The sequence below is a fragment of the Rhodococcus wratislaviensis genome, from assembly GCF_900455735.1.
Taxonomy (GTDB): domain Bacteria; phylum Actinomycetota; class Actinomycetes; order Mycobacteriales; family Mycobacteriaceae; genus Rhodococcus_F; species Rhodococcus_F wratislaviensis.
Window position 1 is genome coordinate 52,887 of record NZ_UAUI01000016.1, and the last position, 22,829, is coordinate 75,715.

22 protein-coding genes are annotated in these 22,829 nt (G+C 68.4%); 17 read left to right on the forward strand and 5 right to left on the reverse strand.

Translation table 11 applies throughout. The features are described from left to right. Positions 1-21: 21 nt before the first annotated feature. Both DTA22_RS20510 and DTA22_RS20515 read right to left on the reverse strand, forming a co-directional pair. Positions 22-984 (reverse strand): DoxX family protein, encoded by a 963-nt coding sequence (locus tag DTA22_RS20510; protein WP_112300723.1) that lies wholly within the window; start codon positions 982-984, stop codon positions 22-24. 168 nt (positions 985-1,152) lie between these two features. Continuing rightward, a complete protein-coding gene (locus DTA22_RS20515) occupies positions 1,153-1,842 on the reverse strand; it encodes an MBL fold metallo-hydrolase (RefSeq protein WP_037237381.1) in 690 nt (229 codons plus the stop codon). Between the two features lie 151 nt (positions 1,843-1,993). Here DTA22_RS20515 and uvrA point away from each other — a divergent pair, with 151 nt between their 5' ends. Further along, positions 1,994-4,990 carry an excinuclease ABC subunit UvrA gene (gene uvrA / locus DTA22_RS20520; RefSeq protein ID WP_176572849.1) on the forward strand — a complete coding sequence of 999 codons (2,997 nt, stop codon included), beginning with the start codon at positions 1,994-1,996 and terminating at the stop codon, positions 4,988-4,990. A 6-nt stretch (positions 4,991-4,996) separates the two neighbouring features. Here uvrA and DTA22_RS20525 read toward each other — a convergent pair whose 3' ends face one another. Continuing rightward, positions 4,997-5,743, reverse strand: coding sequence for an alpha/beta fold hydrolase (locus DTA22_RS20525; protein WP_112300724.1), 747 nt, complete (start codon positions 5,741-5,743; stop codon positions 4,997-4,999). Positions 5,744-5,862: 119 nt separating this feature from the next. On the opposite strand from DTA22_RS20525, the gene DTA22_RS20530 reads away from it, so the two are divergent. Beyond that, on the forward strand, positions 5,863-6,564 hold the full coding sequence (locus DTA22_RS20530; protein WP_037237368.1) for a helix-turn-helix transcriptional regulator: 702 nt from the start codon (positions 5,863-5,865) through the stop codon (positions 6,562-6,564). Positions 6,565-6,571: 7 nt separating this feature from the next. On the opposite strand, the gene DTA22_RS20535 is transcribed toward DTA22_RS20530, so the two are convergent. Beyond that, positions 6,572-6,985 (reverse strand): DUF1801 domain-containing protein, encoded by a 414-nt coding sequence (locus DTA22_RS20535; protein ID WP_112300725.1) that lies wholly within the window; start codon positions 6,983-6,985, stop codon positions 6,572-6,574. Position 6,986: 1 nt separating this feature from the next. Then, positions 6,987-7,370, reverse strand: coding sequence for a DUF1844 domain-containing protein (locus tag DTA22_RS20540; RefSeq protein WP_005247396.1), 384 nt, complete (start codon positions 7,368-7,370; stop codon positions 6,987-6,989). Positions 7,371-7,747: 377 nt separating this feature from the next. Between DTA22_RS20540 and infC the strand changes: the two genes are divergently transcribed. The 15 genes from infC to argH all read left to right on the forward strand — a co-directional run bounded on the left by infC (position 7,748) and on the right by argH (position 22,772). Next, positions 7,748-8,404 carry a translation initiation factor IF-3 gene (infC, locus tag DTA22_RS20545; protein WP_081792551.1) on the forward strand — a complete coding sequence of 219 codons (657 nt, stop codon included), beginning with the start codon at positions 7,748-7,750 and terminating at the stop codon, positions 8,402-8,404. Positions 8,405-8,461: 57 nt separating this feature from the next. Continuing rightward, a complete protein-coding gene (rpmI, locus tag DTA22_RS20550; RefSeq protein ID WP_005247390.1) occupies positions 8,462-8,656 on the forward strand; it encodes a 50S ribosomal protein L35 in 195 nt (64 codons plus the stop codon). Positions 8,657-8,719: 63 nt separating this feature from the next. Continuing rightward, positions 8,720-9,109 carry a 50S ribosomal protein L20 gene (gene rplT / locus DTA22_RS20555; RefSeq protein WP_005247385.1) on the forward strand — a complete coding sequence of 130 codons (390 nt, stop codon included), beginning with the start codon at positions 8,720-8,722 and terminating at the stop codon, positions 9,107-9,109. A 41-nt stretch (positions 9,110-9,150) separates the two neighbouring features. Beyond that, positions 9,151-9,960, forward strand: a complete 810-nt coding sequence (locus DTA22_RS20560; protein WP_112300726.1) for a TrmH family RNA methyltransferase — start codon at positions 9,151-9,153, stop codon at positions 9,958-9,960. Between the two features lie 94 nt (positions 9,961-10,054). Then, a complete protein-coding gene (gene pheS / locus DTA22_RS20565) occupies positions 10,055-11,140 on the forward strand; it encodes a phenylalanine--tRNA ligase subunit alpha (protein ID WP_037237508.1) in 1,086 nt (361 codons plus the stop codon). A 67-nt stretch (positions 11,141-11,207) separates the two neighbouring features. Further along, complete coding sequence (gene pheT, locus DTA22_RS20570; protein ID WP_112300728.1) at positions 11,208-13,694, forward strand: phenylalanine--tRNA ligase subunit beta; 2,487 nt, start codon at positions 11,208-11,210, stop codon at positions 13,692-13,694. Between the two features lie 44 nt (positions 13,695-13,738). Then, the gene (locus DTA22_RS20575) at positions 13,739-14,137 is read left to right on the forward strand and encodes a hypothetical protein (RefSeq protein ID WP_112300729.1); all 399 of its coding nucleotides are present in this window, start codon (positions 13,739-13,741) and stop codon (positions 14,135-14,137) included. 68 nt (positions 14,138-14,205) lie between these two features. Beyond that, positions 14,206-15,261, forward strand: coding sequence for an N-acetyl-gamma-glutamyl-phosphate reductase (gene argC, locus DTA22_RS20580; protein ID WP_037237343.1), 1,056 nt, complete (start codon positions 14,206-14,208; stop codon positions 15,259-15,261). Then, on the forward strand, positions 15,258-16,502 hold the full coding sequence (gene argJ, locus DTA22_RS20585) for a bifunctional glutamate N-acetyltransferase/amino-acid acetyltransferase ArgJ (RefSeq protein WP_112300730.1): 1,245 nt from the start codon (positions 15,258-15,260) through the stop codon (positions 16,500-16,502). The genes argC and argJ overlap by 4 nt, the downstream gene beginning before the upstream one ends. Further along, positions 16,499-17,425 (forward strand): acetylglutamate kinase, encoded by a 927-nt coding sequence (gene argB / locus DTA22_RS20590; protein ID WP_112300731.1) that lies wholly within the window; start codon positions 16,499-16,501, stop codon positions 17,423-17,425. Before argJ ends, argB begins: the two co-directional genes overlap by 4 nt. Beyond that, the gene (locus tag DTA22_RS20595) at positions 17,422-18,621 is read left to right on the forward strand and encodes an acetylornithine transaminase (RefSeq protein WP_112300732.1); all 1,200 of its coding nucleotides are present in this window, start codon (positions 17,422-17,424) and stop codon (positions 18,619-18,621) included. Before argB ends, DTA22_RS20595 begins: the two co-directional genes overlap by 4 nt. Then, positions 18,618-19,565: an ornithine carbamoyltransferase gene (gene argF, locus DTA22_RS20600; RefSeq protein ID WP_112300733.1), complete on the forward strand. Its 948-nt coding sequence runs from the start codon at positions 18,618-18,620 to the stop codon at positions 19,563-19,565. Before DTA22_RS20595 ends, argF begins: the two co-directional genes overlap by 4 nt. Continuing rightward, on the forward strand, positions 19,562-20,104 hold the full coding sequence (locus tag DTA22_RS20605; protein ID WP_037237329.1) for an arginine repressor: 543 nt from the start codon (positions 19,562-19,564) through the stop codon (positions 20,102-20,104). Before argF ends, DTA22_RS20605 begins: the two co-directional genes overlap by 4 nt. 47 nt (positions 20,105-20,151) lie before the next feature. After that, entirely contained in the window at positions 20,152-21,351 is a 1,200-nt protein-coding gene (locus DTA22_RS20610; protein WP_005247359.1) for an argininosuccinate synthase, read from the forward strand. 2 nt (positions 21,352-21,353) lie between these two features. Next, positions 21,354-22,772 (forward strand): argininosuccinate lyase, encoded by a 1,419-nt coding sequence (gene argH, locus DTA22_RS20615; RefSeq protein WP_112300734.1) that lies wholly within the window; start codon positions 21,354-21,356, stop codon positions 22,770-22,772. Positions 22,773-22,829: the final 57 nt, after the last annotated feature.

Genomic DNA, 22,829 nt, shown 5'->3' on the forward strand with positions numbered 1-22,829 from the left:
CGGTCGGCGCCGCGGATCGGGTCAGTGGGACAGTTCGTCCCGCTTCGCTCGGGCCTTCTCGAGCGCGGTTTCCGCTTGCTTGCGGGCCCGCTTGCTCAGCACCTCACTGCGTTCCGCGGCGGTGCCGGCCCATTCGCCGCTCTTCTCGCGGGCGACCTCGGCCAATTCCGGGCCGCGCTCTTTGGCGACGTCGACGAGTTCCGCTCCGCGTTCCCTCGCCAGTTCGACGAGTTCCGCGCCGCGCTCCTTGGCGACCTCGGCCCACTCGGAGCCGTGTTCCTTGGCGATTTCGGCCCACTCGGAGCCGTGTTCCTTCGCGACGTCCGCCCACTCGGGGCCGCGGTCCGCCGCGACCTTCGCGAATTCGGCGCCACGGTCTTTCGCGATCTCGAGGAGCCCGGACCCGCGCTCGGCGGCCTCACCGGACAGGATGCGTGCGCGCTCCGACGCCGCAGCCAACGCCTCCGCGATCTCGGGACCGTGATGGTCGTGACCCGATCCGAGCGGCAGAGCCGCTGCCACGGCCTCCTGTGCGTGCCGGGCGGCGCGACGGCCACGCCAGCCGAGGGACGGCTTGCCCTCGGTGTCGACGGCGGCGATCAGCAGTCCGCCGAGCAGGCTGACGTTCTTGAGGAACTGAGTGCGCTGCGCCGCCTTCTTGGCGGGGTCGGTCTCGTTCCAGAAGTCGTGCCCCACAACGGTAGTGGGCACGAGGCTGCCGGCAAGCGCGAGGGACGCGAGTCGCGGCGCCTTCCCGGTGGCGAGAAGAATTCCGCCGCCGATCTGCACGGCGGCGTTGATCTTGACCAACGTCTCCGGGTCGGACGGGATCTTCTGCGTGACGGACCCGGGAAGCGCCTCGGTGGACTTGTCGATCAGTGGTGCGGCGGCCTGTGCTCTCTGCGCCGGATTTCGAAGTGCATCGATCCCTCCGCTGATGAAGACTGCGGACAGCAGTGGGCGAGCGATACGACGGACAAGCATTCCTGGCCTCCCAATCTCGAGTTCTCCCGTCTCACACTAACGAGAGTTCTGGGCAGCCGTCGGCGTACGACTGAGTTGCCGAACCGACGTGCTGCCCATTCACCAGTACCCAGGGAGGCCGATCGCCAATCGCGGACCGTTCGGTGCGCAATCGGCGATCGGGTGGGGTCACCAGCCGCGCTCGCGCCACTCCCCGAGGTGGGGGCGCTCGGCCCCGAGGGTGGTGTCGTCACCGTGGCCGGGGTAGACGACCGTGTCGTCGCCGTAGCGGTCGAAGAGCTTGGTTTCGACGTCGGAGAGCAGCGATGCGAACTTGCCGGCGTCGGCGGTCTTACCGACGCCGCCGGGGAAGAGGGAGTCGCCGGTGAAGAGATGGGTGCGTCCGCCGCCGGCCTCGGTGAGCGCGAGTGCGACGGAGCCGGGGGTGTGGCCGGCGAGATGGATCACGTCGAGGGTGACGTCGCCGACGGTGACCGTGTCACCGTCCTCGAGGAGACGGTCGGGCCGGACGGGCAGTGCGTCGGCGTCGAGCGGATGGGCGGCGGTGTCCACGCGGGTGGCGGCCGCGACGTCCTCGAGCGCCAGCCAGTGGTCGCCGTGCTGGTGTGTGGTGACGATCAGCTCGAGGGACGGAGCGTGTTCGCCGATCAGTTGGTTGACGCGGTCCGCCTCGTTGGCGGCGTCGATGAGGACGGATTTTCCGGTTGTGGAACAGACGACCAGGTACACGTTGTTGTCCATGGGGCCGACGGACATCTTCGTGATCGTGGCTCCCGGAACCGTGCGGCGCTGCGGCGCCGACCCGGGGGAGACGTGGCCGGTGTACGAGTCTTCTATCACCATGGGCTGCTCGGTCATGATGGGGAGGCTACCGTCGAATACAGGCAGGTGAGTGGCAGGGCGGCCATCCGTCCCACAGAACGTGTCGGTGCCCCGGCTTACCATGGCACGGCCAGAGGGCCCAGCATTCATGCGTGTCCTCGGCTGTCGAACAATGAAGGGACTTGGAGTGGCGGATCGCCTTATCGTGCGGGGTGCCCGTGAGCACAATCTGCGAGGGGTCGATCTCGATCTGCCCCGCGACAGCCTGATCGTGTTCACCGGGCTGTCGGGCTCGGGCAAGTCGAGTCTGGCGTTCGACACGATCTTCGCCGAGGGTCAGCGACGCTACGTCGAGTCGCTGTCGGCGTACGCGCGCCAGTTCCTCGGTCAGATGGACAAGCCCGACGTCGACTTCATCGAAGGTCTGTCGCCTGCGGTGTCCATCGACCAGAAGTCGACCAACCGCAACCCGCGGTCGACGGTCGGCACCATCACGGAGGTCTACGACTACCTCCGTCTGCTGTACGCCCGCGCCGGCACCGCCCACTGCCCGGTGTGTGGCGAGCAGATCGCGCGGCAGACGCCGCAGCAGATCGTCGACCAGGTCCTCGACATGGAGGAAGGCACCCGCTTCCAGGTGCTCGCTCCCGTCGTGCGGACCCGCAAGGGTGAATTCGTCGACCTGTTCGACCAGCTCAACATGCAGGGCTACTCACGTGTGCGGGTCGACGGCGTGGTGCATCCGCTGTCCGATCCGCCCAAGCTCAAGAAGCAGGAGAAGCACGACATCGAGGTCGTCGTCGACCGCCTCACCGTCAAGGCCAGCTCCAAGCAGCGGCTCACCGATTCCGTCGAGACCGCGCTGCGGTTGGCGGAGGGCATCGTCGTCCTCGACTTCGTCGACCGCGAAGAGAACGCCGCAGACCGGGAACGCCGGTTCTCGGAGAAGCTCGCGTGCCCGAACGGACACGCGCTCTCCATCGACGACCTCGAACCCCGGTCGTTCTCGTTCAACTCCCCGTATGGCGCGTGCCCCGAGTGCACCGGCCTCGGCATCCGCAAGGAGGTCGACCCCGACCTCGTGGTCCCCGACCCCGAGCTGTCCCTCGAGGACGGAGCGATCGCACCGTGGTCGATGGGGCAGAGTTCCGAATACTTCGGCCGCCTGCTGTCCGGGCTCGGCGACATTCTCGGCTTCGACATGAAGACGCCGTGGAACAAGCTGCCCGCGAAGGCACGCCGCGCGATCCTGGAGGGTAGCGAGGAACAGGTCCACGTCCGATACAAGAACCGGTACGGGCGTACCCGTTCCTACTACGCCGAGTTCGAGGGCGTCATGCCGTTCCTGCACCGCCGGCTCGAGCAGACCGAGTCGGACCAGATGAAGGAACGCTACGACGGCTACATGCGTGACACCCCCTGTCCCGCGTGCGGCGGTGCGCGTCTGCGCCCCGAGATCCTGTCGGTCACGATCGCGAACGAGAAGTTCGGCATGAAGTCGATCGCCGAGGTCTGTGAACTGTCGATCTCCGATTGCGCCGACTTCCTGAACAGCCTCACGCTGGGCAGTCGCGAGGAGGCCATCGCCGGTCAGGTGCTCAAGGAGGTCCAGGCACGTCTCGGCTTCCTGCTCGACGTCGGCCTCGAATACCTGTCGCTCGCTCGCGCCGCCGGGACGCTGTCCGGCGGTGAGGCGCAGCGTATTCGCCTCGCCACCCAGATCGGCTCGGGCCTGGTGGGCGTCCTGTACGTCCTCGACGAGCCGTCGATCGGTCTGCATCAGCGCGACAACCGGCGTCTCATCGAGACCCTGACGCGTCTTCGCGACCTCGGGAACACACTCATCGTGGTCGAACACGACGAAGACACCATCCGGACGTCCGACTGGGTGGTCGACATCGGACCGCTCGCAGGCGAGCACGGAGGCAAGGTCGTCCACAGCGGGCCGTACGAGGAACTGCTCGACTGCGAGGAATCCCTCACCGGCGCGTACCTGTCGGGGCGCAGTCACATCGAGATTCCGGCCATCCGCCGACCGGTCGATCGCAAGCGGCAGGTCACGGTGATCGGCGCGCGCGAACACAACCTCGGGGGTATCGACGTCAGTTTCCCGCTGGGTGTGCTCACGTCGGTCACCGGCGTGTCCGGGTCCGGTAAGTCGACGCTCGTCAACGACATCCTCGCGACGGTGATGGCGAACAAACTCAACGGCGCCCGCCAGGTGCCGGGCCGGCACACCCGCATCAACGGGCTCGACCAGCTGGACAAGCTCGTGCAGGTCGACCAGTCGCCGATCGGCCGTACCCCGCGGTCCAATGCGGCCACCTACACCGGGGTGTTCGACAAGATCCGCACCCTGTTCGCCGCCACCACGGAGTCGAAGGTGCGCGGCTACCAGCCGGGCCGGTTCTCGTTCAACGTCAAGGGCGGCCGGTGCGAGGCCTGCTCGGGCGACGGCACGCTGAAGATCGAGATGAACTTCCTGCCCGACGTGTACGTGCCGTGCGAGGTCTGCCACGGCGCCCGGTACAACCGCGAGACTCTCGAGGTCCACTACAAGGGCAAGACCATCGCCGAGGTCCTGGACATGCCGATCGAGGAGGCCGCGGAGTTCTTCGAGCCCATCACCTCGATCCACCGCTACCTCAAGACCCTGGTCGAGGTCGGACTCGGGTACGTGCGGCTCGGTCAGCCCGCGCCGACGTTGTCCGGTGGTGAGGCGCAGCGCGTGAAACTTGCTGCCGAACTGCAGAAACGTTCGACCGGCCGCACGGTGTACATCCTCGACGAGCCCACGACGGGTCTGCACTTCGAGGACATCCGTAAGCTGCTCGGTGTCGTCAACGGGTTGGTCGACAAGGGCAACACGGTGATCGTGATCGAGCACAACCTCGACGTGATCAAGACCTCCGACTGGGTGGTCGACATGGGGCCCGAGGGCGGGTCCGGCGGTGGAACCGTCGTCGCGCAGGGCACCCCCGAGGAGGTGGCGCAGGTTCCGGAGAGTTACACGGGTCGGTTCCTGGAAAACGTCCTCGAGGTGCCGGCGGCTCCCGCTGCGGCGAAATCGAAGGCGGCCAAGTCGTCGGCGACACGGAAGTCCGCTTCGACGAAGAAGACTGCCGCGGCCGCCACGGCGACACCGCGCAAGCGGGCGCCGAAGAAGGCCGCGGCAGTCAGCTGAGTTCGGTCAGTCCCTCGCGGCCGCGTCGATCGCGGTCGCGAGGTCTGCGGGCCGTGACCACATCGGCCAGTGACCGGTCGGCAGATCGACGTACTCGACCTTCGCGATCTGAGCGAGTTCGGCGGCCATCGGATGGCCCGCGCCTGCCATCTGCTGAATGACCTCCGACGGGAAGCTGGTGCAGATCACCGTGGTAGGCACGTCCAGCCGGCCGCTGTCGCGGAGTTCGATCCTGTCCCTCGCGGGACCGGCCGGTTCGGGCACTGCGCGGTTACGGAACGTCTCGAGCACGACGTCGTCGAGTCCGTCGAGACTGCTGCCCTCGGCCTCGAGTTCGGACCACGACGGAAGCGGGATCTCGGTGACCGAAGGATCGAGATCCTCACGGAGTGCGGTGCCGTTCTGCAGTGGTCCCGAGTCGACGTAGACGATGCGGGCCAGTCGGCCGTGCACCCGATCGCTCGCCGCGTAGGCCACCGGTCCCGCACCGCTGTGCGCGACGAGCACAACCCGCTCCGACGACGGTGTGTTCGCGACGACGTCAGCGATTGCGGAGATGTGATCGTCCAGTCGGATGCCGGCGCGGTCGCTGTCCGCGGAGCCGAGTCCGGGCAACGTCACCGCGGTGACGTGGTGTCCTCGCCGGACCAGGTCGGAAGCCACTGCCTCCCAAGCCCATGCGCCGAGCCAGAATCCGGGAGCCAGGATGATGTGAGTGTCTGTGCTGTCGTGTGCTTCGCTTGTCTGGGTCATGAGACAAGAGTGAACCCGTAACGGTGACATCTGCGTGTCACCGTATGTGTCACAGTCGCATAACGGAATCGGTCGGTCAGAATCGGGACTTTGCCGGGGTCGTTCGGCAGACTGCCCTCATGGACCGCGCCGCTCGCCTCCACGCCCTGACCGAAGAACTGCGCCGTGCGGGTGACCGGGGCCGGACCGCGGAGCAGTTGGCGGCGCAGTTCGAGGTGACCACCCGGACGATCAAGCGGGACATCGCCGTGCTGCAGTCCTCGGGTGCCCCGATCTGGGCCACTGCCGGGCCGGGTGGGGGATACGGGATCATCGGGAACGGCACGTTGCCGCCCGTGAATTTCACGCCCGCGCAAGCGGTCTCGGTGGCCCTGGCCCTCACGGCGTTTCGCGATGCGCCGTTCGCGACCGACGGCCGCGCCGCGCTGGCCAAGCTGCTCGACGTGATGGATGCCGAGTCGAGGGAGCGGGTGCACCGACTCGGCGCGAAGGTGTGGATCCGGCGAGACGACGACACGGCGAGCGCGGAACCACGCATCCGCCGCGTCGTCGAAGACGCAGTGCAGCGCGAACTGCTGGTGTCGCTCCGATATGTGGACCGGGACGGTGAGCGCACCGACCGCGTCGTCGAACCGCACCTTCTCGCTCACACGAGGGGATCGTGGTTCCTCGTCGCGTGGTGCCTGAGCCGCGCGGGTGTGCGGTGGTTCCGGCTGGACCGGGTGTCCGACGCCACCCTCACCGGCCGGTCGTTCGTCCCGCGCGATCCGAGTCTCTTCGGCGAACCGCCGGCCGACGCGCGCAGCGTGTTCGAGCGCTGAGATTCGATCAGAGCGCGCGGGCGGCGGCCACGGATCGGTTCAGCAACGAGACGAGAACCGACTCGTCGACGTCGGCGAGCTTCTTGACGTACAGGCAGCCCTTGCCGAGTGTGTGCTTGCCGAGCGCGGCGAGTTCGGCCTCGTGCTCGGAAAAGTCGAGCGAGAGGTACAGGGTGAGTGCCGCGGCCCGGGGCGAGAAGCCGATCAGTGCGGTATCGCCCTCGTGTCCGCTGGCATACCTGTAGTGGCGCGAGCCGAACCCGACGATGCTGGTGCCCCACATCGCGGCGGGCTCCCCGCTCGCGGCGGTGAGCAGTTCCACCAGGTGTGTGCTGTCGGCGCGCTTGACCGGGTCGGCGATCGTGGCGAGGAACTCGTCGACGTCGGCCGGTGTCTGCGCGGTCTTGTTGCGGCTCGCCATGTCAGTACACGGGGCCGGTGTACTTCTCGCCCGGACCCTTGCCCGGCTCGTCCGGGTGCGAGGACGCTTCGCGGAAGGCGCGCTGCAGCGCCTGGAGGCCTTCCCGGATCGGTCCCGCGTGCGGTCCGAGGTACTCGATGGACGCGGTCACCAGGCCGGCGAGGGCGGTGATGACCCGGCGGGCCTCGTCGAGGTCGCGGTGGGGGCTGGAGTCGGGGTCGGCGTCGGAGAGACCGAGTTTCTCGGCTGCCGAACTCATGAGCATGACCGCGGCGCGGCTGATGACCTCGACCGAGGGCACGTCGGCCAGTTCCCGGACGTCGGTATTCTGGTCACCGCCGGTCAGGGTGCCGTCGTTCGGGGTGTCATCGATGTTGTCCGTCATGCCTTAGAGGATTCCACCAGCGTCCGCCGGCGCAACGTCCCGGTATCGATTAGCTCACGACGTGCGCAAATGTTACTCTTGACCCAACGACCGCCTTCGGATTTGTCGGGGGCAGCAAGTGGAGTCCGACTCCCACCTCTGCGCGGCAGGTAAAACTGCAGTTCAGTGGTCCGGTCGCTCGGCCCGAGGTTACTCGGTTCGAGTTCCTCGAGTGTGAGGAGATGAGGGATCGGCGTGAGCCGTGAGTTCGTCTGATCGGTCGACATCGGGCCCCGCATGGTGAGAGTCATTCACCGCAGCGGGGCTTTTTTGTTGGGAATCCGGGCGTACGGGCTGCTGGCGGTCTCGAGACAAGACCGTTCAACCTAGGAGGCCCCATCAGCACTGAGACCCGCATCAACGATCGCATCCGAGTTCCCGAGGTCCGCCTCGTCGGACCCGGAGGTGAACAGGTTGGCATCGTGCGTGTTGAAGATGCACTCCGCTTGGCCCTCGAGGCCGATCTCGACCTGGTCGAGGTGGCCCCCGACGCTCGCCCGCCGGTCTGCAAGATCATGGACTACGGCAAGTTCAAGTACGAGGCCGCGCAGAAGGCGCGTGAGTCGCGCAAGAACCAGCAGCTCACGGTCATCAAGGAGCAGAAGCTCCGCCCCAAGATCGACGATCACGACTACGAGACGAAGAAGCGCAACGTCGTGCGCTTCCTCGAAGCCGGATCCAAGGTCAAGGTCACGATCATGTTCCGCGGACGTGAGCAGTCACGTCCGGAGCTCGGATTCCGGCTGCTGCAGCGTCTCGGTGCAGACGTCGCGGATCTCGGGTTCGTGGAGACGTCCGCCAAGCAGGACGGTCGAAACATGACGATGGTGCTCGCTCCGCACAAGGGCGCGAAGACCCGTGTGAAGGCGCAGGAAAGCGCCGCCGCGCCGCCGGCGCAGCGGGCAACTCCCGCGCCGGCCGCACCGGCACAGGCTCCGGCGACACCCGCGGAGCAGGCGGGCGACAGTGCGCCCGGCGAAGCGCCGACCAGCTAGTCCGACTACACCAGCACGACCCGGATCACGGTCCGGATACAGAGAACTGAGGACTCCATGCCCAAGTCGAAGACCCACAGCGGCACCGCGAAGCGATTCAAGGTGTCCGGCAGCGGAAAGATCCTGCGCCAGAAGGCCGGTCGCCGCCACCTGCTCGAGCACAAGGCCACGAAGGTGACCCGTCGCCTCGATGGCGTGGCAGTCGTCAGCAAGGCTGACACTCCTCGCATCAAGCGCCTGCTCGACATCTGAGTCGACACCCTTTTACTGACCACCCGGGGCAGCTCACCGCCCCAAGATTGACAGGATTTTTCAGTGGCACGCGTAAAGAGGGCGGTAAACGCCCAGAAGAAGCGTCGTTCGATTCTCGAAGCCTCCAGCGGCTACCGCGGACAGCGCTCGCGCCTGTACCGCAAGGCGAAGGAACAGCAGCTCCACTCGCTGACCTACGCCTACCGTGACCGCCGCGCGCGCAAGGGCGACTTCCGCAAGCTGTGGATCACGCGTATCAACGCTGCTGCACGGGCGAACGACATCACGTACAACCGCCTGATCCAGGGTCTGCGTCTGGCCGAGATCGAGGTCGACCGTAAGAACCTCGCCGAGCTGGCCGTTTCCGACGCGGCGGCATTCGCCGGCCTCGTGGCCCTCGCCAAGGCGGCGCTCCCGGCCGACGTGAACGCTCCGGCCGGAGAAGCAGCCTGAGTCTCGCAGCACCCCGGCCTTCAGAGCCTCGGAAACGACCCGTGGACCCGCTCACCGAGCGCACCCCACGGGTCGTTTCTGCTGTCAAGCTGCTCCGCACCGCGGAACGCCGCAAGGTCGGGCGCTTCCTGGTGGAGGGCGAGAACTCCGTCGGCGAGGCACTCGGCACCCGCCCCGTGCACGACCTCTTCTACACCGAGGATGCGGAGCAGCGGTACTCGACACTGATCGACCGGGCGCATTCTGCCGGCGTCCGGACGTCGCTGGTGACGGACCGTGCGGTTCGAGCGCTCAGCGACACGGTGACCCCGCCGGGTCTCGTCGCGGTGTGCGATCTCCTCGACGTTCCGCTGGCGGAGGCGATAGGCCCCGGAACTCGTTTGCTCGCGGTTCCGGTCGCGGTCGCGGAGCCCGGCAACGCGGGCACCGTCATCCGGGTAGCCGATGCGGTGGGCGCGGACGCGGCGATTCTCGCGGGCGACAGCGTCGACCCGCACAACGGCAAATGCGTCCGTGCGTCCGCCGGAAGCCTCTTCCACCTCCCGGTGGTGCGTGAGCGGGACACCGCGGCGGTCCTCGACAGCATCAGCGCGGCGGGGATTCAGTTGCTCGCCACGGCGGCCGACGGCGAAGTCGATCTGGACGATGCCGACGAGCTGCTGGCCCGCCCCACGGCGTGGCTGTTCGGCAACGAGGCCCACGGCCTCGACGCAGCGACCTCGGCGCGAGCCGATCACCGGGTGCGGATTCCGATCCACGGCCGAGCCGAGAGCCTCAACCTGGCGACGGCGGCGTCGATCTGCCTGTACTCGAGCGCGCGGGTCCAGAACCGCAGGCGAACCGACAGCTGAAACGGCGAAAATCGGATCGCATAGGATTTGACGGCGAGCTGTTTCGGTTTCGTCGAGAGTGTTGACTGAAAGAACTTAAGGAGTGGCACCGGTCGTGGCTAAAAAAGAGGGCGCTGCCTCCACGGGGGTCGAAGGCGGCGCGGTCGATGCGAGTGCGCTCACCGAAGACGCTCTGACTGCGGCAGCCGAGAGCGCGGAAAAGGCGTTCGCGTCGGCGGCGGATCTCGACGACCTGGCGAAGGTCAAGGTCGAGCACATGGGTGACAGGTCGCCGATCGCCCTCGCCCGCCGCGGACTCGGAGCCCTGCCGGGCAAGGAGAAAGCCGACGCAGGCAAGCGCGTGAACGTCGCCCGCACCCGGATCAGTGCGGCGTTCGACGAGCGCCGCGCCGTCCTGCTCGCCGAGCGCGACGCGGCCGTCCTCGTGGCCGAGGCCATCGACGTGACGCTGCCGTCGCAGCGTCAGCCGGTGGGAGCCCGCCACCCGATCAGCATCATCTCCGAGCAGGTCGAGGACGTGTTCGTCGCGATGGGCTGGGAGGTCGCCGAGGGGCCGGAGGTGGAGACCGAGCACTTCAACTTCGATGCCCTGAACTTCCTGCCCGATCACCCCGCGCGGACCATGCAGGACACGTTCCACATCGCACCGGAGGGCTCGCGCCAGGTGCTCCGCACGCACACGTCGCCGGTTCAGGTGCGCACGATGCTTTCCCGCGAAGTGCCGATCTACGTGGTGTGCCCGGGGCGAACGTTCCGTACCGACGAACTCGACGCGACCCACACCCCGGTGTTCTCTCAGGTGGAGGGACTCGCCGTCGACAAGGGCCTCACCATGGCCCACCTGCGCGGCACGCTCGACGCGTTCGCCCGCGCACTGTTCGGTCCCGAGACCCGCACCCGGATGCGCCCGAACTACTTCCCGTTCACTGAACCGTCCGCGGAGGTCGACGTCTGGTTCCCGAACAAGAAGGGCGGCGCGGGCTGGGTCGAGTGGGGCGGCTGCGGAATGGTCAACCCGAATGTGCTGCGCGCCTCCGGAATCGACCCCGACGTGTACACCGGGTTCGCGTTCGGCATGGGGCTCGAGCGCACACTCCAGTTCCGGAACGGGATCCCGGACATGCGCGACATCGTCGAGGGCGACGTGCGTTTCACGCTGCCCTTCGGTGTCCAGGGCTGACCCCGCGTCACCCGAATCCCGTCCACCACAGTCACGACATTTTCACGAACGAGAGAGCTGAGCAGACGTGCGAGTAGCGCAATCCTGGCTGACCGAGATCCTGCAGCGTGCCACCCCGGACTGGGACGTCACCGCCGAGGAACTCGACGCAGGTTTCGTCCGGGTCGGGCTCGAGGTCGAGGAAGTCGACCGGCTCGAGCCCGTCGACGGCCCCCTCGTGGTCGGCAAGGTTCTCGAGATCACCGAGCTCACCGAGTTCAAGAAGCCGATCCGCTTCTGCAAGGTGGATGTGGGGGCGGCCGAGCCGCAGGGCATCGTGTGCGGCGCCCGGAACTTCGCCGAAGGCGACCTCGTGGTGGTCGCACTCCCCGGCGCAGTCCTTCCCGGTGGTTTCGCCATCGCGTCCCGCAAGACGTACGGGCAGGTCTCCGACGGGATGATCTGCTCGGTGGCCGAACTCGGCATCGGCAAGGACCACTCGGGCATCCTCGTCCTCGAGCCGGGCACCGCGCTCCCCGGCGCGGACGCCAACGAGTTGATGGGCCTGCACGACACCGTCATCGAACTCAACATCACCCCGGACCGCGGCTACTGCTTCTCCGTCCGCGGGCTCACCCGTGAACTGGCGTGCGGGTTCGACCTCGACTTCGCCGACCCGGCGTCGGTGGCGCCGTACCCGGCGGAGGGGGAGGCGTGGCCGATCCGCGTCGAACCGGAATCCAAGGCGACGCGATTCGCCGCTCGCCGGGTGACGGGTATCGATCCGAAAGCGGTCAGCCCGTGGTGGCTGCAGCGCCGGTTGCTGCTGTCGGGGGTCCGCCCGATCTCGCCGGCCGTCGACGTCACCAATTACGTTCTGCTCGAACTGGGCCAGCCGTTGCACGCGTTCGATGCCGCGAAGATCAGCGGCGAACTCGTCGTGCGCCGCGCGGTGGCGGGGGAGAAGCTGACGACGCTCGACGAGACCGAGCGCGTCCTCGACCCCGAGGACGTCGTGATCGCCGACGATTCGGGCGTCGTGTCGCTGGCCGGGATCATGGGTGGCGCGTCCACCGAGGTCGGGTCGGAAACCACCGACATCCTGCTCGAGGCGGCCACATGGGATCCGCTTGCGGTGTTCAAGACCGCGCGCAGGCACAAGCTGTCGAGCGAGGCCGGCAAGCGTTTCGAGCGCGTGGTCGACCCCGAGATCCCGGTCGCGGCACTGGACCGGGCGGCCGCGCTGCTCGTCGACATCGCCGGCGGGCGGGTCGAGCCGGCGCTCACCGACATCGGTGAGGTCACCCCGCACGAGCCCATCCACATGGACATCGACCTCCCCGACCGCGTGGCGGGGGTCGACTACCCCAACGGCACCGCTGCGCGCCGGCTGACGCAGATCGGCTGCAACGTCGAGGTCGGGGTCAGCGACAGCGGCCACGGCCAGCTCGTTGCCGGCCCGCCGTCGTGGCGGCCCGACCTGGTGCAGCCCGCCGACCTGGTGGAGGAGGTGCTGCGCCTCGAGGGGCTCGAGAAGATTCCGTCGGTGCTGCCCGCAGCCCCCGCGGGTCGTGGGCTGACTCCTGCGCAGCGCCGCAAACGCGCCGTCGGCCGTGCACTGGCGTTCTCGGGATACGTCGAGATCCTTCCCCCCGTCTTCCTGCCCACCGCGATCTTCGACACGTGGGGGCTCGGAGCCGAGGATCCGCGCAGGAACACCAGCACGGTGCTCAACCCGCTCGAATCGGATCGGCCGGAACTGGCCACCACGTTGCTGCCCGGACTTCTCGAGGTCCTCGCCCGCAACGTCTCCCGCGGTCAGCGCGACCTGTCGCTGTTCGGTATCGCGCAGGTCGTGTTGCCGGGCGCCGACACCAAGCCGGTCGAGGCGCTGCCGGTGGACCGGCGCCCGACCGACGAACAGATCACGGCACTGCTCCAGTCGTTGCCGGACCAGCCGGTGCACGTGGCGGCGGTCCTCACGGGGCAGCGTGAGCCGAGCGGTCCGTGGGGCGCGGGCCGCGCAGCGGACGCCACCGACGCGTTCGCCGCCGCCCGGACGGTCGCTGCCGCGGCCGGGGTCGAGGTCGAATTCCGCGCGACGCAGTACCTGCCGTGGCACCCGGGACGCGGCGCGGAGCTGATCGTGGACGGTGTCGTCGTCGGACATGCGGGCGAGTTGCATCCCGCCGTGCTCGAGCGCGCCGGGCTTCCCCCGCGGACGAGTGCCGTCGAGATCGATCTGGACGCCCTGCCGCTGGTGGAGAACCTGCCCGCGCCGAAGGTCTCGCCCTTCCCCGCGGTCCTCCAGGACGTGGCGGTCGTGGTCGACACCGCGGTACCCGCCGCCGAGGTCCAGGCCGCCCTGCGGTCGGGTGGAGGGGAGCTCCTCGAGGACATCCGACTGTTCGACGTGTTCGAAGGTGAGCAGGTCGGGGAGGGCCGGAAGTCGCTGGCGTTCGCGCTGCGATTCCGAGGCGTCGACCGCACCCTGACCGAGGACGAGGCAAGCGCCGCCCGCGACGCCGCCGTGGCCGCGGCGTCCGCTGCCGTGGGTGCCGAACTGCGCAGCTGAGCCGTAGCCTGGGTGGAGGGCCCGGGACGGTGAGGAGCGGTGCGATGACCGAAGTGCGCGACGTCGTGGCGGCGGCGAGTCAGTTGACCGACGCCGAGTTCCTCGAGGTGGTGCGTGCGGTGGCCGCGGGTCGACCGGGCCTCGGGGCGTTGCTCGCGGCGGTGGACGTGGGGGCGGCGATCCCGGTCGAGGATCCGGTGACCGCGGAGGTTGTGTCCCACATCGCGCCCGGGGTGCCCGAGCCGGACTACACGCCGGGGGGTGTCCCGACGTTCGACCGCGTACGTGAGCGGATCGAGGGACGGTTCGGGACGGCGATGGGCTCCTCCGAACTCGCGCACGACAGCCCCTCGGGGCAGTCGCTCGACGAGGCGTGGGAGAAGCGGGAGAAGGCGGGAAAGGCCAAACTCGACGAGATTCGGCGGTCGCTCGGCAAGCAGTGACCACGGTTTCCGTCCCGCCGAGAGACCGCGGTGTGTATTAGCTTGCATGATGATGCATAATCAATCGTATGACTGAGCACGCGGGAAAACCGATCAGGATTGCCGTCGCCGGCGCGAGCGGATACGCCGGTGGCGAGGTGCTGCGTCTGCTGCTGGGGCACCCGTCGTATGCGGACGGTTCGCTCGTCATCGGCGCGCTCACAGCAGGCGGCAACGCCGGATCGACTCTGGGCTCGCACCATCCGCACCTGCTTCCCCTCGCAGACAGAGTGCTCGAGGACACCACCGTCGAGACGCTCGCCGGACACGACGTGGTGTTTCTCGGTCTGCCGCACGGCAATTCGGCGCAGTACGCGAAGGCGCTGCCCGAGTCCACGGTCATCATCGACTGCGGCGCCGACTTCCGGCTGACGAACGCCGAGGACTGGGAGCGGTACTACAAGAGCCCGCACGCGGGTAGCTGGCCCTACGGACTTCCGGAACTCCCGGGTGCCCGCGAGAAGCTGGCCGGCGCCACACGCATCGCCGTCCCCGGGTGCTTCCCGACGGTGTCGAGCCTGGCGATGGCCCCGGCGGTCGCCGCGGGTGTCGTCGAACCGCGGGTCACGATCGTCGCCGTCACCGGTGCCTCCGGCGCGGGACGCGCACCCAAGGCCGATCTGCTCGGCTCCGAGGTAATGGGTTCGGTCCGTGCCTACGGTGTCGGCGGCGTGCACCGCCACACCCCGGAGATCATCCAGAACCTCTCCGAACTCGCCGGTGAGCGTGTCACCGTGTCGTTTACCCCCGTGCTGGCGCCGATGCCGCGCGGCATCCTCGCCACGTGCACCGCGGCCACCACGGCGTCCGAGGACGAGGTGCGCGCGATCTACGAAAAGGCGTACGCGGACGAACCGTTCGTGCACGTGCTGCCCCAGGGCGTGCTGCCGCAGACCGGTGCGGTCGTCGGATCGAACGCCGTCCAGATCGCGGTGACGGTCGACGCCGACGCCGGTCAGATCGTCGTGGTCGCGGTGATCGACAACCTTGCGAAGGGCACCGCCGGGGGAGCCGTGCAATCGATGAATCTTGCGCTTGGACTACCCGAGACCGCCGGTCTCTCGACAGTGGGAGTTGCCCCGTGAGCAGTGACAGCACGATCGATCCGCACCCGACCCGGGAGGTCGCCGGCGGCGCCCTGGTCCGAACCCAGGGAGTCTCGGGCCCAGCGGGCTTCCGCGCATCCGGGATCAAGGCGGGTATCAAGGCGAGCGGCAACGCCGACCTGGCTCTCGTCGTCAACGAGGGACCCGAACTCGCTGCCGCGGGAGTCTTCACCGCGAACAAGGTCAAGGCCGCGCCGGTGCTGTGGTCGCAGCAGGTGCTCACCACGGGCAGGCTGCGCGCCGTCGTGCTCAATTCCGGTGGGGCCAACGCGTGCACGGGTGCGGGCGGGTTCCAGGACGCGCACAAGACGGCCGAGGAAGTGGCGTCCGCGCTGAGCAACTGGGGAACCGAGACCGGCGCCGTCGAGGTCGCGGTGTGTTCCACCGGTCTGATCGGCGACCGCCTGCCCATGGACAAGGTCCTGGCCGGGGTCACCGAGGCCGTGCACGAACTCGCCGGGGGAATCTCGGGTGGCACCGACGCCGCGTACGCCATCATGACCACCGACACGGTGCCGAAGCAGGCCGCCCTGCATCATGCGGACAAGTGGAACGTGGGCGGGATGGCGAAGGGCGCAGGCATGCTGGCCCCCGCGCTGGCGACGATGCTGTGCGTGGTGACTACCGACGCCGTCGCGACCGCCGCGCAACTCGACGCCGCGCTGCGGGCGGCCACCCGGGTGACGTTCGATCGGCTGGACGTCGACGGTGCCACGTCGACCAACGACACTGTGCTGCTGCTGGCGTCCGGTGCGAGCAACGTGACACCGACCCAGGAAGAGCTGAACGCCGCGGTGACGGCCGTCTGCGACGATCTGGCAGATCAGATGATGGCCGACGCGGAGGGCGTCACCAAGCGGGTGCGGGTCACGGTCCGCGGCGCGGTCAGTGAGGACGACGCCCTGATCGGCGCCCGGACGGTGGCGCGGGACAGCCTCGTCAAGACGGCGCTGTTCGGCTCCGACCCCAACTGGGGCCGGGTGCTTGCGGCGATCGGCATCGCGCCGATCGAACTGGACCCAGACAAGATCTCGGTGTCGTTCAACGGCGCCCCCGTCTGCATCGACGGCGTCGGCGCACCGGGTGCGCGGGACGTGGACCTGAGCGACATCGACATCTCCCTCGACATCGACCTCGGTCTGGGCGAGCACGCGGTGAGCATCCGCACCACCGACCTCTCACACGCGTACGTCGAAGAGAACTCGGCGTACTCGTCATGACAGCGACCAGCGAAGCCCTCAGCGGCATCACCGATCACCAGAAGGCCCACGTCCTGGCGGAGGCGCTGCCGTGGCTGCAGCAGTTCCGCGACAAGGTCGTCGTCGTGAAGTACGGCGGCAATGCCATGGTCGACGACGCGCTGAAGACGGCATTCGCCGCCGACATGGCGTTTCTGCGGACGGTCGGAATCCAGCCGGTCGTCGTGCACGGCGGCGGCCCCCAGATCAATGCCATGCTCGGAAAGCTCGGCATGACAGGTGAATTCAAGGGCGGATTCCGCGTCACCACCCCCGAGGTGATGGACGTCGTCCGGATGGTGTTGTTCGGCCAGGTCGGCCGCGAACTGGTCGGACTGATCAACGCGCACGGACCGTACGCCGTCGGCATCTCCGGCGAAGACGCGCACCTGTTCACCGCCACCAAGCGCACCGTGATGGTCGAGGGCAGGCCGACCGACATCGGCCTCGTCGGCGACGTCACGACGGTGAACCCGGAGGCCGTCCTGGATCTCATCCGAGCGGGCCGGATTCCCGTGGTGTCCACCATCGCCCCCGACGCGGACGGTGTGGTGCACAACATCAACGCGGACACTGCTGCCGCCGCACTCGCCGAGGCCATCGGCGCCGAGAAGCTCGTGGTCCTCACGGATGTCGAAGGGCTGTACACGAACTGGCCGGACCGCGATTCGCTGGCCACCGAGATCGACGTGGACGCGCTCGCGCAACTGCTGCCCAGCCTCGATGCCGGCATGGTGCCCAAGATGGAGGCCTGCCTGCGCGCGGTCCGCGGTGGTGTGCCCACCGCGCACGTCATCGACGGCCGCGTCGCGCATTCCGTTCTGCTCGAACTGTTCACCGGCGAGGGCATCGGCACGATGGTCACGCCCGGCCCGACGTCACCTAACGAGGGAGTTGCCTCATGACCGGAACCCCGGAACTCCAGCAGCGCTGGTCCGGCGCTCTGATGAACACGTACGGCGTCCCCCGGGTGGCACTCACGCGCGGTCAGGGAGCGGTGCTGACCGACGCCGACGGCAAGGAGTACGTCGACTTCCTCGCCGGCATCGCCGTCAACATCCTCGGGCACGCACACCCGGCGATCATCGAGGCCGTCACGACGCAGCTGTCGACCCTCGGGCACGTGTCGAACCTGTACGCCAGCGAGCCGGCGATCGAACTGGCCGAGAAGCTGCTCTCCCACCTGGGCGCCCCCGGGCGTGTCTTCCTGTGTAATTCCGGCACGGAGGCCAACGAGGCGGCGTTCAAGCTCGCGCGGGCCACCGGACGATCGAAGATCATCGCCGCCGAGAACTCCTTCCACGGCCGGACGATGGGTGCTCTCGCGCTCACCGGGCAGGCCGCCAAGCGGGCGCCGTTCGAGCCGATGCCTCCGGGTGTCGTGCACGTGCCGTACGGCGATCTCGACGCACTCGATCGTGCCGTCGACGCCGACACCGCGGCCGTGTTCCTGGAGCCGATGATGGGCGAGGGCGGAGTCGTCGTCCCGCCGGAGGGGTACCTCGCGGGCGCACGGCAGATCACCGCCGATCGCGGCGCCCTGCTCGTGCTCGACGAAGTGCAGACCGGGATCGGCCGCACGGGATGGTTCTACGCACACCAGGCGGTCGGGATCGTGCCCGATGTCATGACCCTCGCGAAGGGTCTCGGTGGCGGGATGCCGATCGGCGCGTGCATCGCGACCGGCGCGGCCGCGGACCTGTTCGGGCCGGGCAAGCACGGCACGACGTTCGGTGGGAACCCCGTCTGCGCGTCGGCGGCGCTCGCCGTGCTGCGGACGATCGCCGAGGACGACCTCATCTCCCGCGCCGACACGCTCGGCAAGTCGCTCTCCGCCGGCATCGAAGGTCTCGGACATCCGTTGATCGACCACGTCCGCGGCGCCGGACTGCTGCTCGGCATCGTCCTGACTCAGGACGTGGCCCCCGCCGTGGAGAACTCCGCGCGCGAGGCCGGATACCTGATCAACGCCGCGCAGCCGGGTGTTGTCCGGCTGGCTCCGCCCCTGGTGCTCACGGACGATCAGGCCGAAGGATTCGTCGCGGCGCTGCCCGCGATTCTCGACGACGCGCAATCGGCTTCTCAGCCGGGAAAGCAGTGACGACCGTGGTGAAACACTTTCTCCGGGACGACGACCTCACCCCTGCGCAGCAGGCCGAGGTCCTCGAGCTCGCCGCCAGGCTGAAGAAGGCCCCGTTCGCCGAGCGCCCGCTCGAAGGCCCCCGCGGGGTCGGCGTGATCTTCGAGAAGAATTCGACGCGTACCCGGTTCTCGTTCGAGATGGGCATCGCCCAGCTCGGCGGTCACGCCATCGTCGTCGACGGGCGCAGCACCCAGCTCGGCCGCGAGGAGACGCTGCAGGACACGGGCCGCGTCCTGTCGCGGTACGTCGACGCCGTGGTGTGGCGCACGTTCGGGCAGAAGCGGCTCGAGGCGATGGCGTCCGGCGCCGACGTCCCGATCGTCAACGCGCTGTCCGACGAGTTCCACCCGTGCCAGGTCCTCGCCGACCTGCAGACCCTCGCGGAGCGCAAGGGTTCGCTGAAAGGACTGAAGCTCACCTACCTCGGCGACGGCGCCAACAACATGGCGCACTCGCTGATGCTGGGCGGTGTGACCGCAGGCGTCGACGTGACCATTGCCAGCCCCGAGGGGTTCGCACCCCTGCCGTGGGTGGTCGAGGCGGCCCGGGCGCGGGCCGCCGAGACCGGCGCGACCATCACCCTCTCCGGTGACCCGCAGGCAGCCGTCGTCGGCGCGGACGCACTCGTCACCGACACCTGGACGTCGATGGGCCAGGAGAACGACGGGCTCGACCGGGTCGGTCCGTTCCGCCCCTTCCAGATCAACGAGGCGCTGCTCGCGAAGGCCGACGCCGACGCGGTGGTCCTGCACTGCCTGCCCGCCCACCGCGGGGAGGAGATCACCGACGAGGTCCTCGACGGACCGCAGAGCGTCGTCTGGGACGAGGCGGAGAATCGGCTGCACGCGCAGAAGGCACTGCTCGTGTGGCTGCTCGCGCAGCGAACCGGGGACCGTCCGTGAGTGCGGCCCCTCCGCAGCGTGCAGGTGCGGGTGCGGCACCGCCGCAGCGCGCCGCCAACGCGGCGACGGCACCGACACGGGCGGGACGGCAGGCGCGCATCGTCGCGATCCTGTCGAACAACCCGGTTCGCAGCCAGACCGAACTCGCGGCGCTGCTCGCGGCGGAGGGCATCGACGCCACCCAGGCGACGCTGTCGCGAGACCTCGAGGAACTGGGTGCCGTGAAGCTTCGCGCCGCAGACGGCGGCGCCGGGGTATACGTGGTGCCCGAGGACGGAAATCCCGTCCGCGGCGTCTCCGGCGGAACCGACCGGCTGTCGCGGTTGCTGGGGGAGTTACTGGTGTCGACCGATGCCAGTGGCAACATGGCGGTGCTGCGAACTCCCCCGGGGGCAGCGCACTATCTGGCGAGTGCACTCGATCGGGCATCATTACCTGACGTCGTGGGAACCATCGCGGGGGATGACACCATTCTCGTGGTGGCACGGGAGCCGTTGAGCGGGGCGGAACTCGCGGCCAAGATCGAATCCCTCGCCTGACAACTGAATCATCTCTACAGATCTTCAACCTAAGGAGCACAAGGACCATGGCCGATCGCGTCGTACTCGCCTACTCGGGCGGGCTGGACACCTCAGTCGCCATCAGCTGGATCGGCAAGGAGACGGGCAAGGAAGTTGTTGCTGTCGCCATCGATCTCGGCCAGGGCGGCGAGGACATGGAGGTCGTGCGTCAGCGTGCACTCGACTGCGGTGCGGTCGAGTCGGTCGTGGTGGATGCGCGCGACGAGTTCGCCGACGAATACTGCCTGCCGACCATTCAGGCCAACGCCCTCTACATGGACCGCTACCCGCTCGTGTCGGCCATCAGCCGCCCGCTGATCGTCAAGCACCTCGTCGAGGCCGCGCGTGCCCACGGCGGCACCACCGTCGCGCACGGCTGCACCGGCAAGGGCAACGACCAGGTCCGGTTCGAGGTCGGCTTCGGATCGCTCGCTCCCGACCTCGACGTGATCGCACCGGTCCGCGACTACGCGTGGACCCGTGAGAAGGCGATCGCGTTCGCCGAGGAGAACGAGATCCCGATCAACGTCTCCAAGAAGTCGCCGTTCTCGATCGACCAGAACGTGTGGGGCCGCGCCGTCGAGACCGGGTTCCTCGAGGACCTGTGGAACGCGCCGACCAAGGACGTCTACGACTACACGCAGGATCCGACCGTCAACTGGCAGGCCCCCGACGAGCTGATCATCAGCTTCGAGGCCGGCCGCCCCGTCGCGATCGACGGCAAGCCGGTCAGCGTCCTCGAAGCGATCCAGGAGCTCAACCGCCGCGCCGGCGCTCAGGGCGTCGGCCGCCTCGACGTCGTCGAGGACCGTCTCGTCGGCATCAAGAGCCGTGAGATCTACGAGGCTCCCGGAGCCATGGTGCTCATCAACGCCCACCAGGAACTCGAGCACGTCACGCAGGAACGCGAACTCGGCCGCTACAAGCGGCAGACCGAGCAGCGCTGGAGTGAGCTGGTGTACGACGGCCTCTGGTTCTCGCCGCTCAAGGTCGCGCTGGACACGTTCATCGAGAAGACTCAGGAACGCGTCTCCGGCGACATCCGGCTGGTGCTGCACGGCGGTGCGATCATCGTCAACGGCCGCCGCAGCAACCAGTCCCTGTACGACTTCAACCTGGCCACCTACGACGAGGGCGACACGTTCGACCAGTCCTACGCCAAGGGGTTCGTGCAGATCCACGGACTGTCCTCGAAGGTCGCGGCGAAGCGCGATCTGGGTCTCTAGGTATGAGTGCTCACGGCACCAACGAAGGAGCCCTCTGGGGCGGCCGGTTCGAGTCCGGACCGGCCGCCGCCATGGCGGCGCTGAGCAAGTCCACCCACTTCGACTGGGTGCTCGCCCCGTACGACGTGCGCGCGTCCCAGGCGCACGCCCGGGTGCTGCACAAGGCGGGCCTGCTCGGTGACGAAGACCTGGCGGCGATGCTCGACGGTCTCGGCAGGCTCGCGGCCGACGTCGCGATCGGCGAGTTCGTCCCGAGCGAATCCGACGAGGACGTGCACGGGGCGCTCGAGCGCGGTCTGATCGATCGGGTCGGTCCCGAGGTCGGGGGACGCCTGCGCGCCGGGCGTTCGCGCAACGATCAGGTGGCGACGCTGTTCCGGATGTGGCTGCGGGACGCCGTCCGCCGGGTGGCCGCGGGGGTGCTCGACGTCGTCGACGCCCTCGCGACGCAGGCCGCCGCGCACCCCTCCGCGGTGATGCCGGGCAAGACCCACCTGCAGGCCGCGCAGCCGGTGCTGCTCGCGCACCATCTGCTGGCACATACGCACCCGTTGCTTCGTGACGTTCAGCGGTTGCGGGACTTCGACGTGCGGGCGGCCGTGTCGCCGTACGGTTCCGGAGCGCTGGCCGGCTCGTCACTCGGACTCGATCCCGAGGCGATCGCCGCGGAACTCGCCTTCGATTCGTCCGCCGAGAACTCCATCGACGCCACGTCGTCGCGGGATTTCGCGGCCGAGGCGGCGTTCGTGCTCGCGATGATCGGCGTCGACCTGTCGCGGATGGCCGAGGAGGTCATTCTCTGGAGCACTCCGGAATTCGGCTACATCACGCTTGCCGACGCCTGGTCGACCGGCTCGTCGATCATGCCGCAGAAGAAGAACCCGGACGTGTCCGAGCTCACCCGCGGCAAGTCCGGTCGGTTGATCGGCAACCTGACCGGTCTGCTGGCCACCCTGAAGGCGCAGCCGCTCGCGTACAACCGTGATCTGCAGGAGGACAAGGAGCCGGTCTTCGATTCGGTCGCGCAGCTCGAGTTGCTGCTCCCCGCGATCACCGGACTGGTGGCCACTCTCGAATTCCACACGGACCGGATGGCGGAACTGGCGCCGGCGGGATTCACGCTGGCCACCGACATCGCCGAGTGGCTCGTTCGTCAGGGTGTCCCGTTCCGGGTCGCGCACGAGGCGGCGGGGGCGTGCGTCCGCGTCGCCGAGGCGCGGGGCGTCGGACTCGAGGATCTCACCGACGACGAACTCGCCGGGGTCGACGTGGCGCTCACTCCGGACGTGCGGGAGGTGCTCACCGTCGAGGGCTCGATCGCCTCGCGTAACGCCCGCGGCGGTACGGCCGGTATCCGTGTGGCCGAACAGTTGGGCGGGGTCCGTCAGCTGTCCGAGTCGCTGCGTGAGTGGTGTCGATGACGCCGGCGTCGGACGCCCCGGATTAGGGGCTGTGTGACGCGTCGAGCGCAGTAGGGT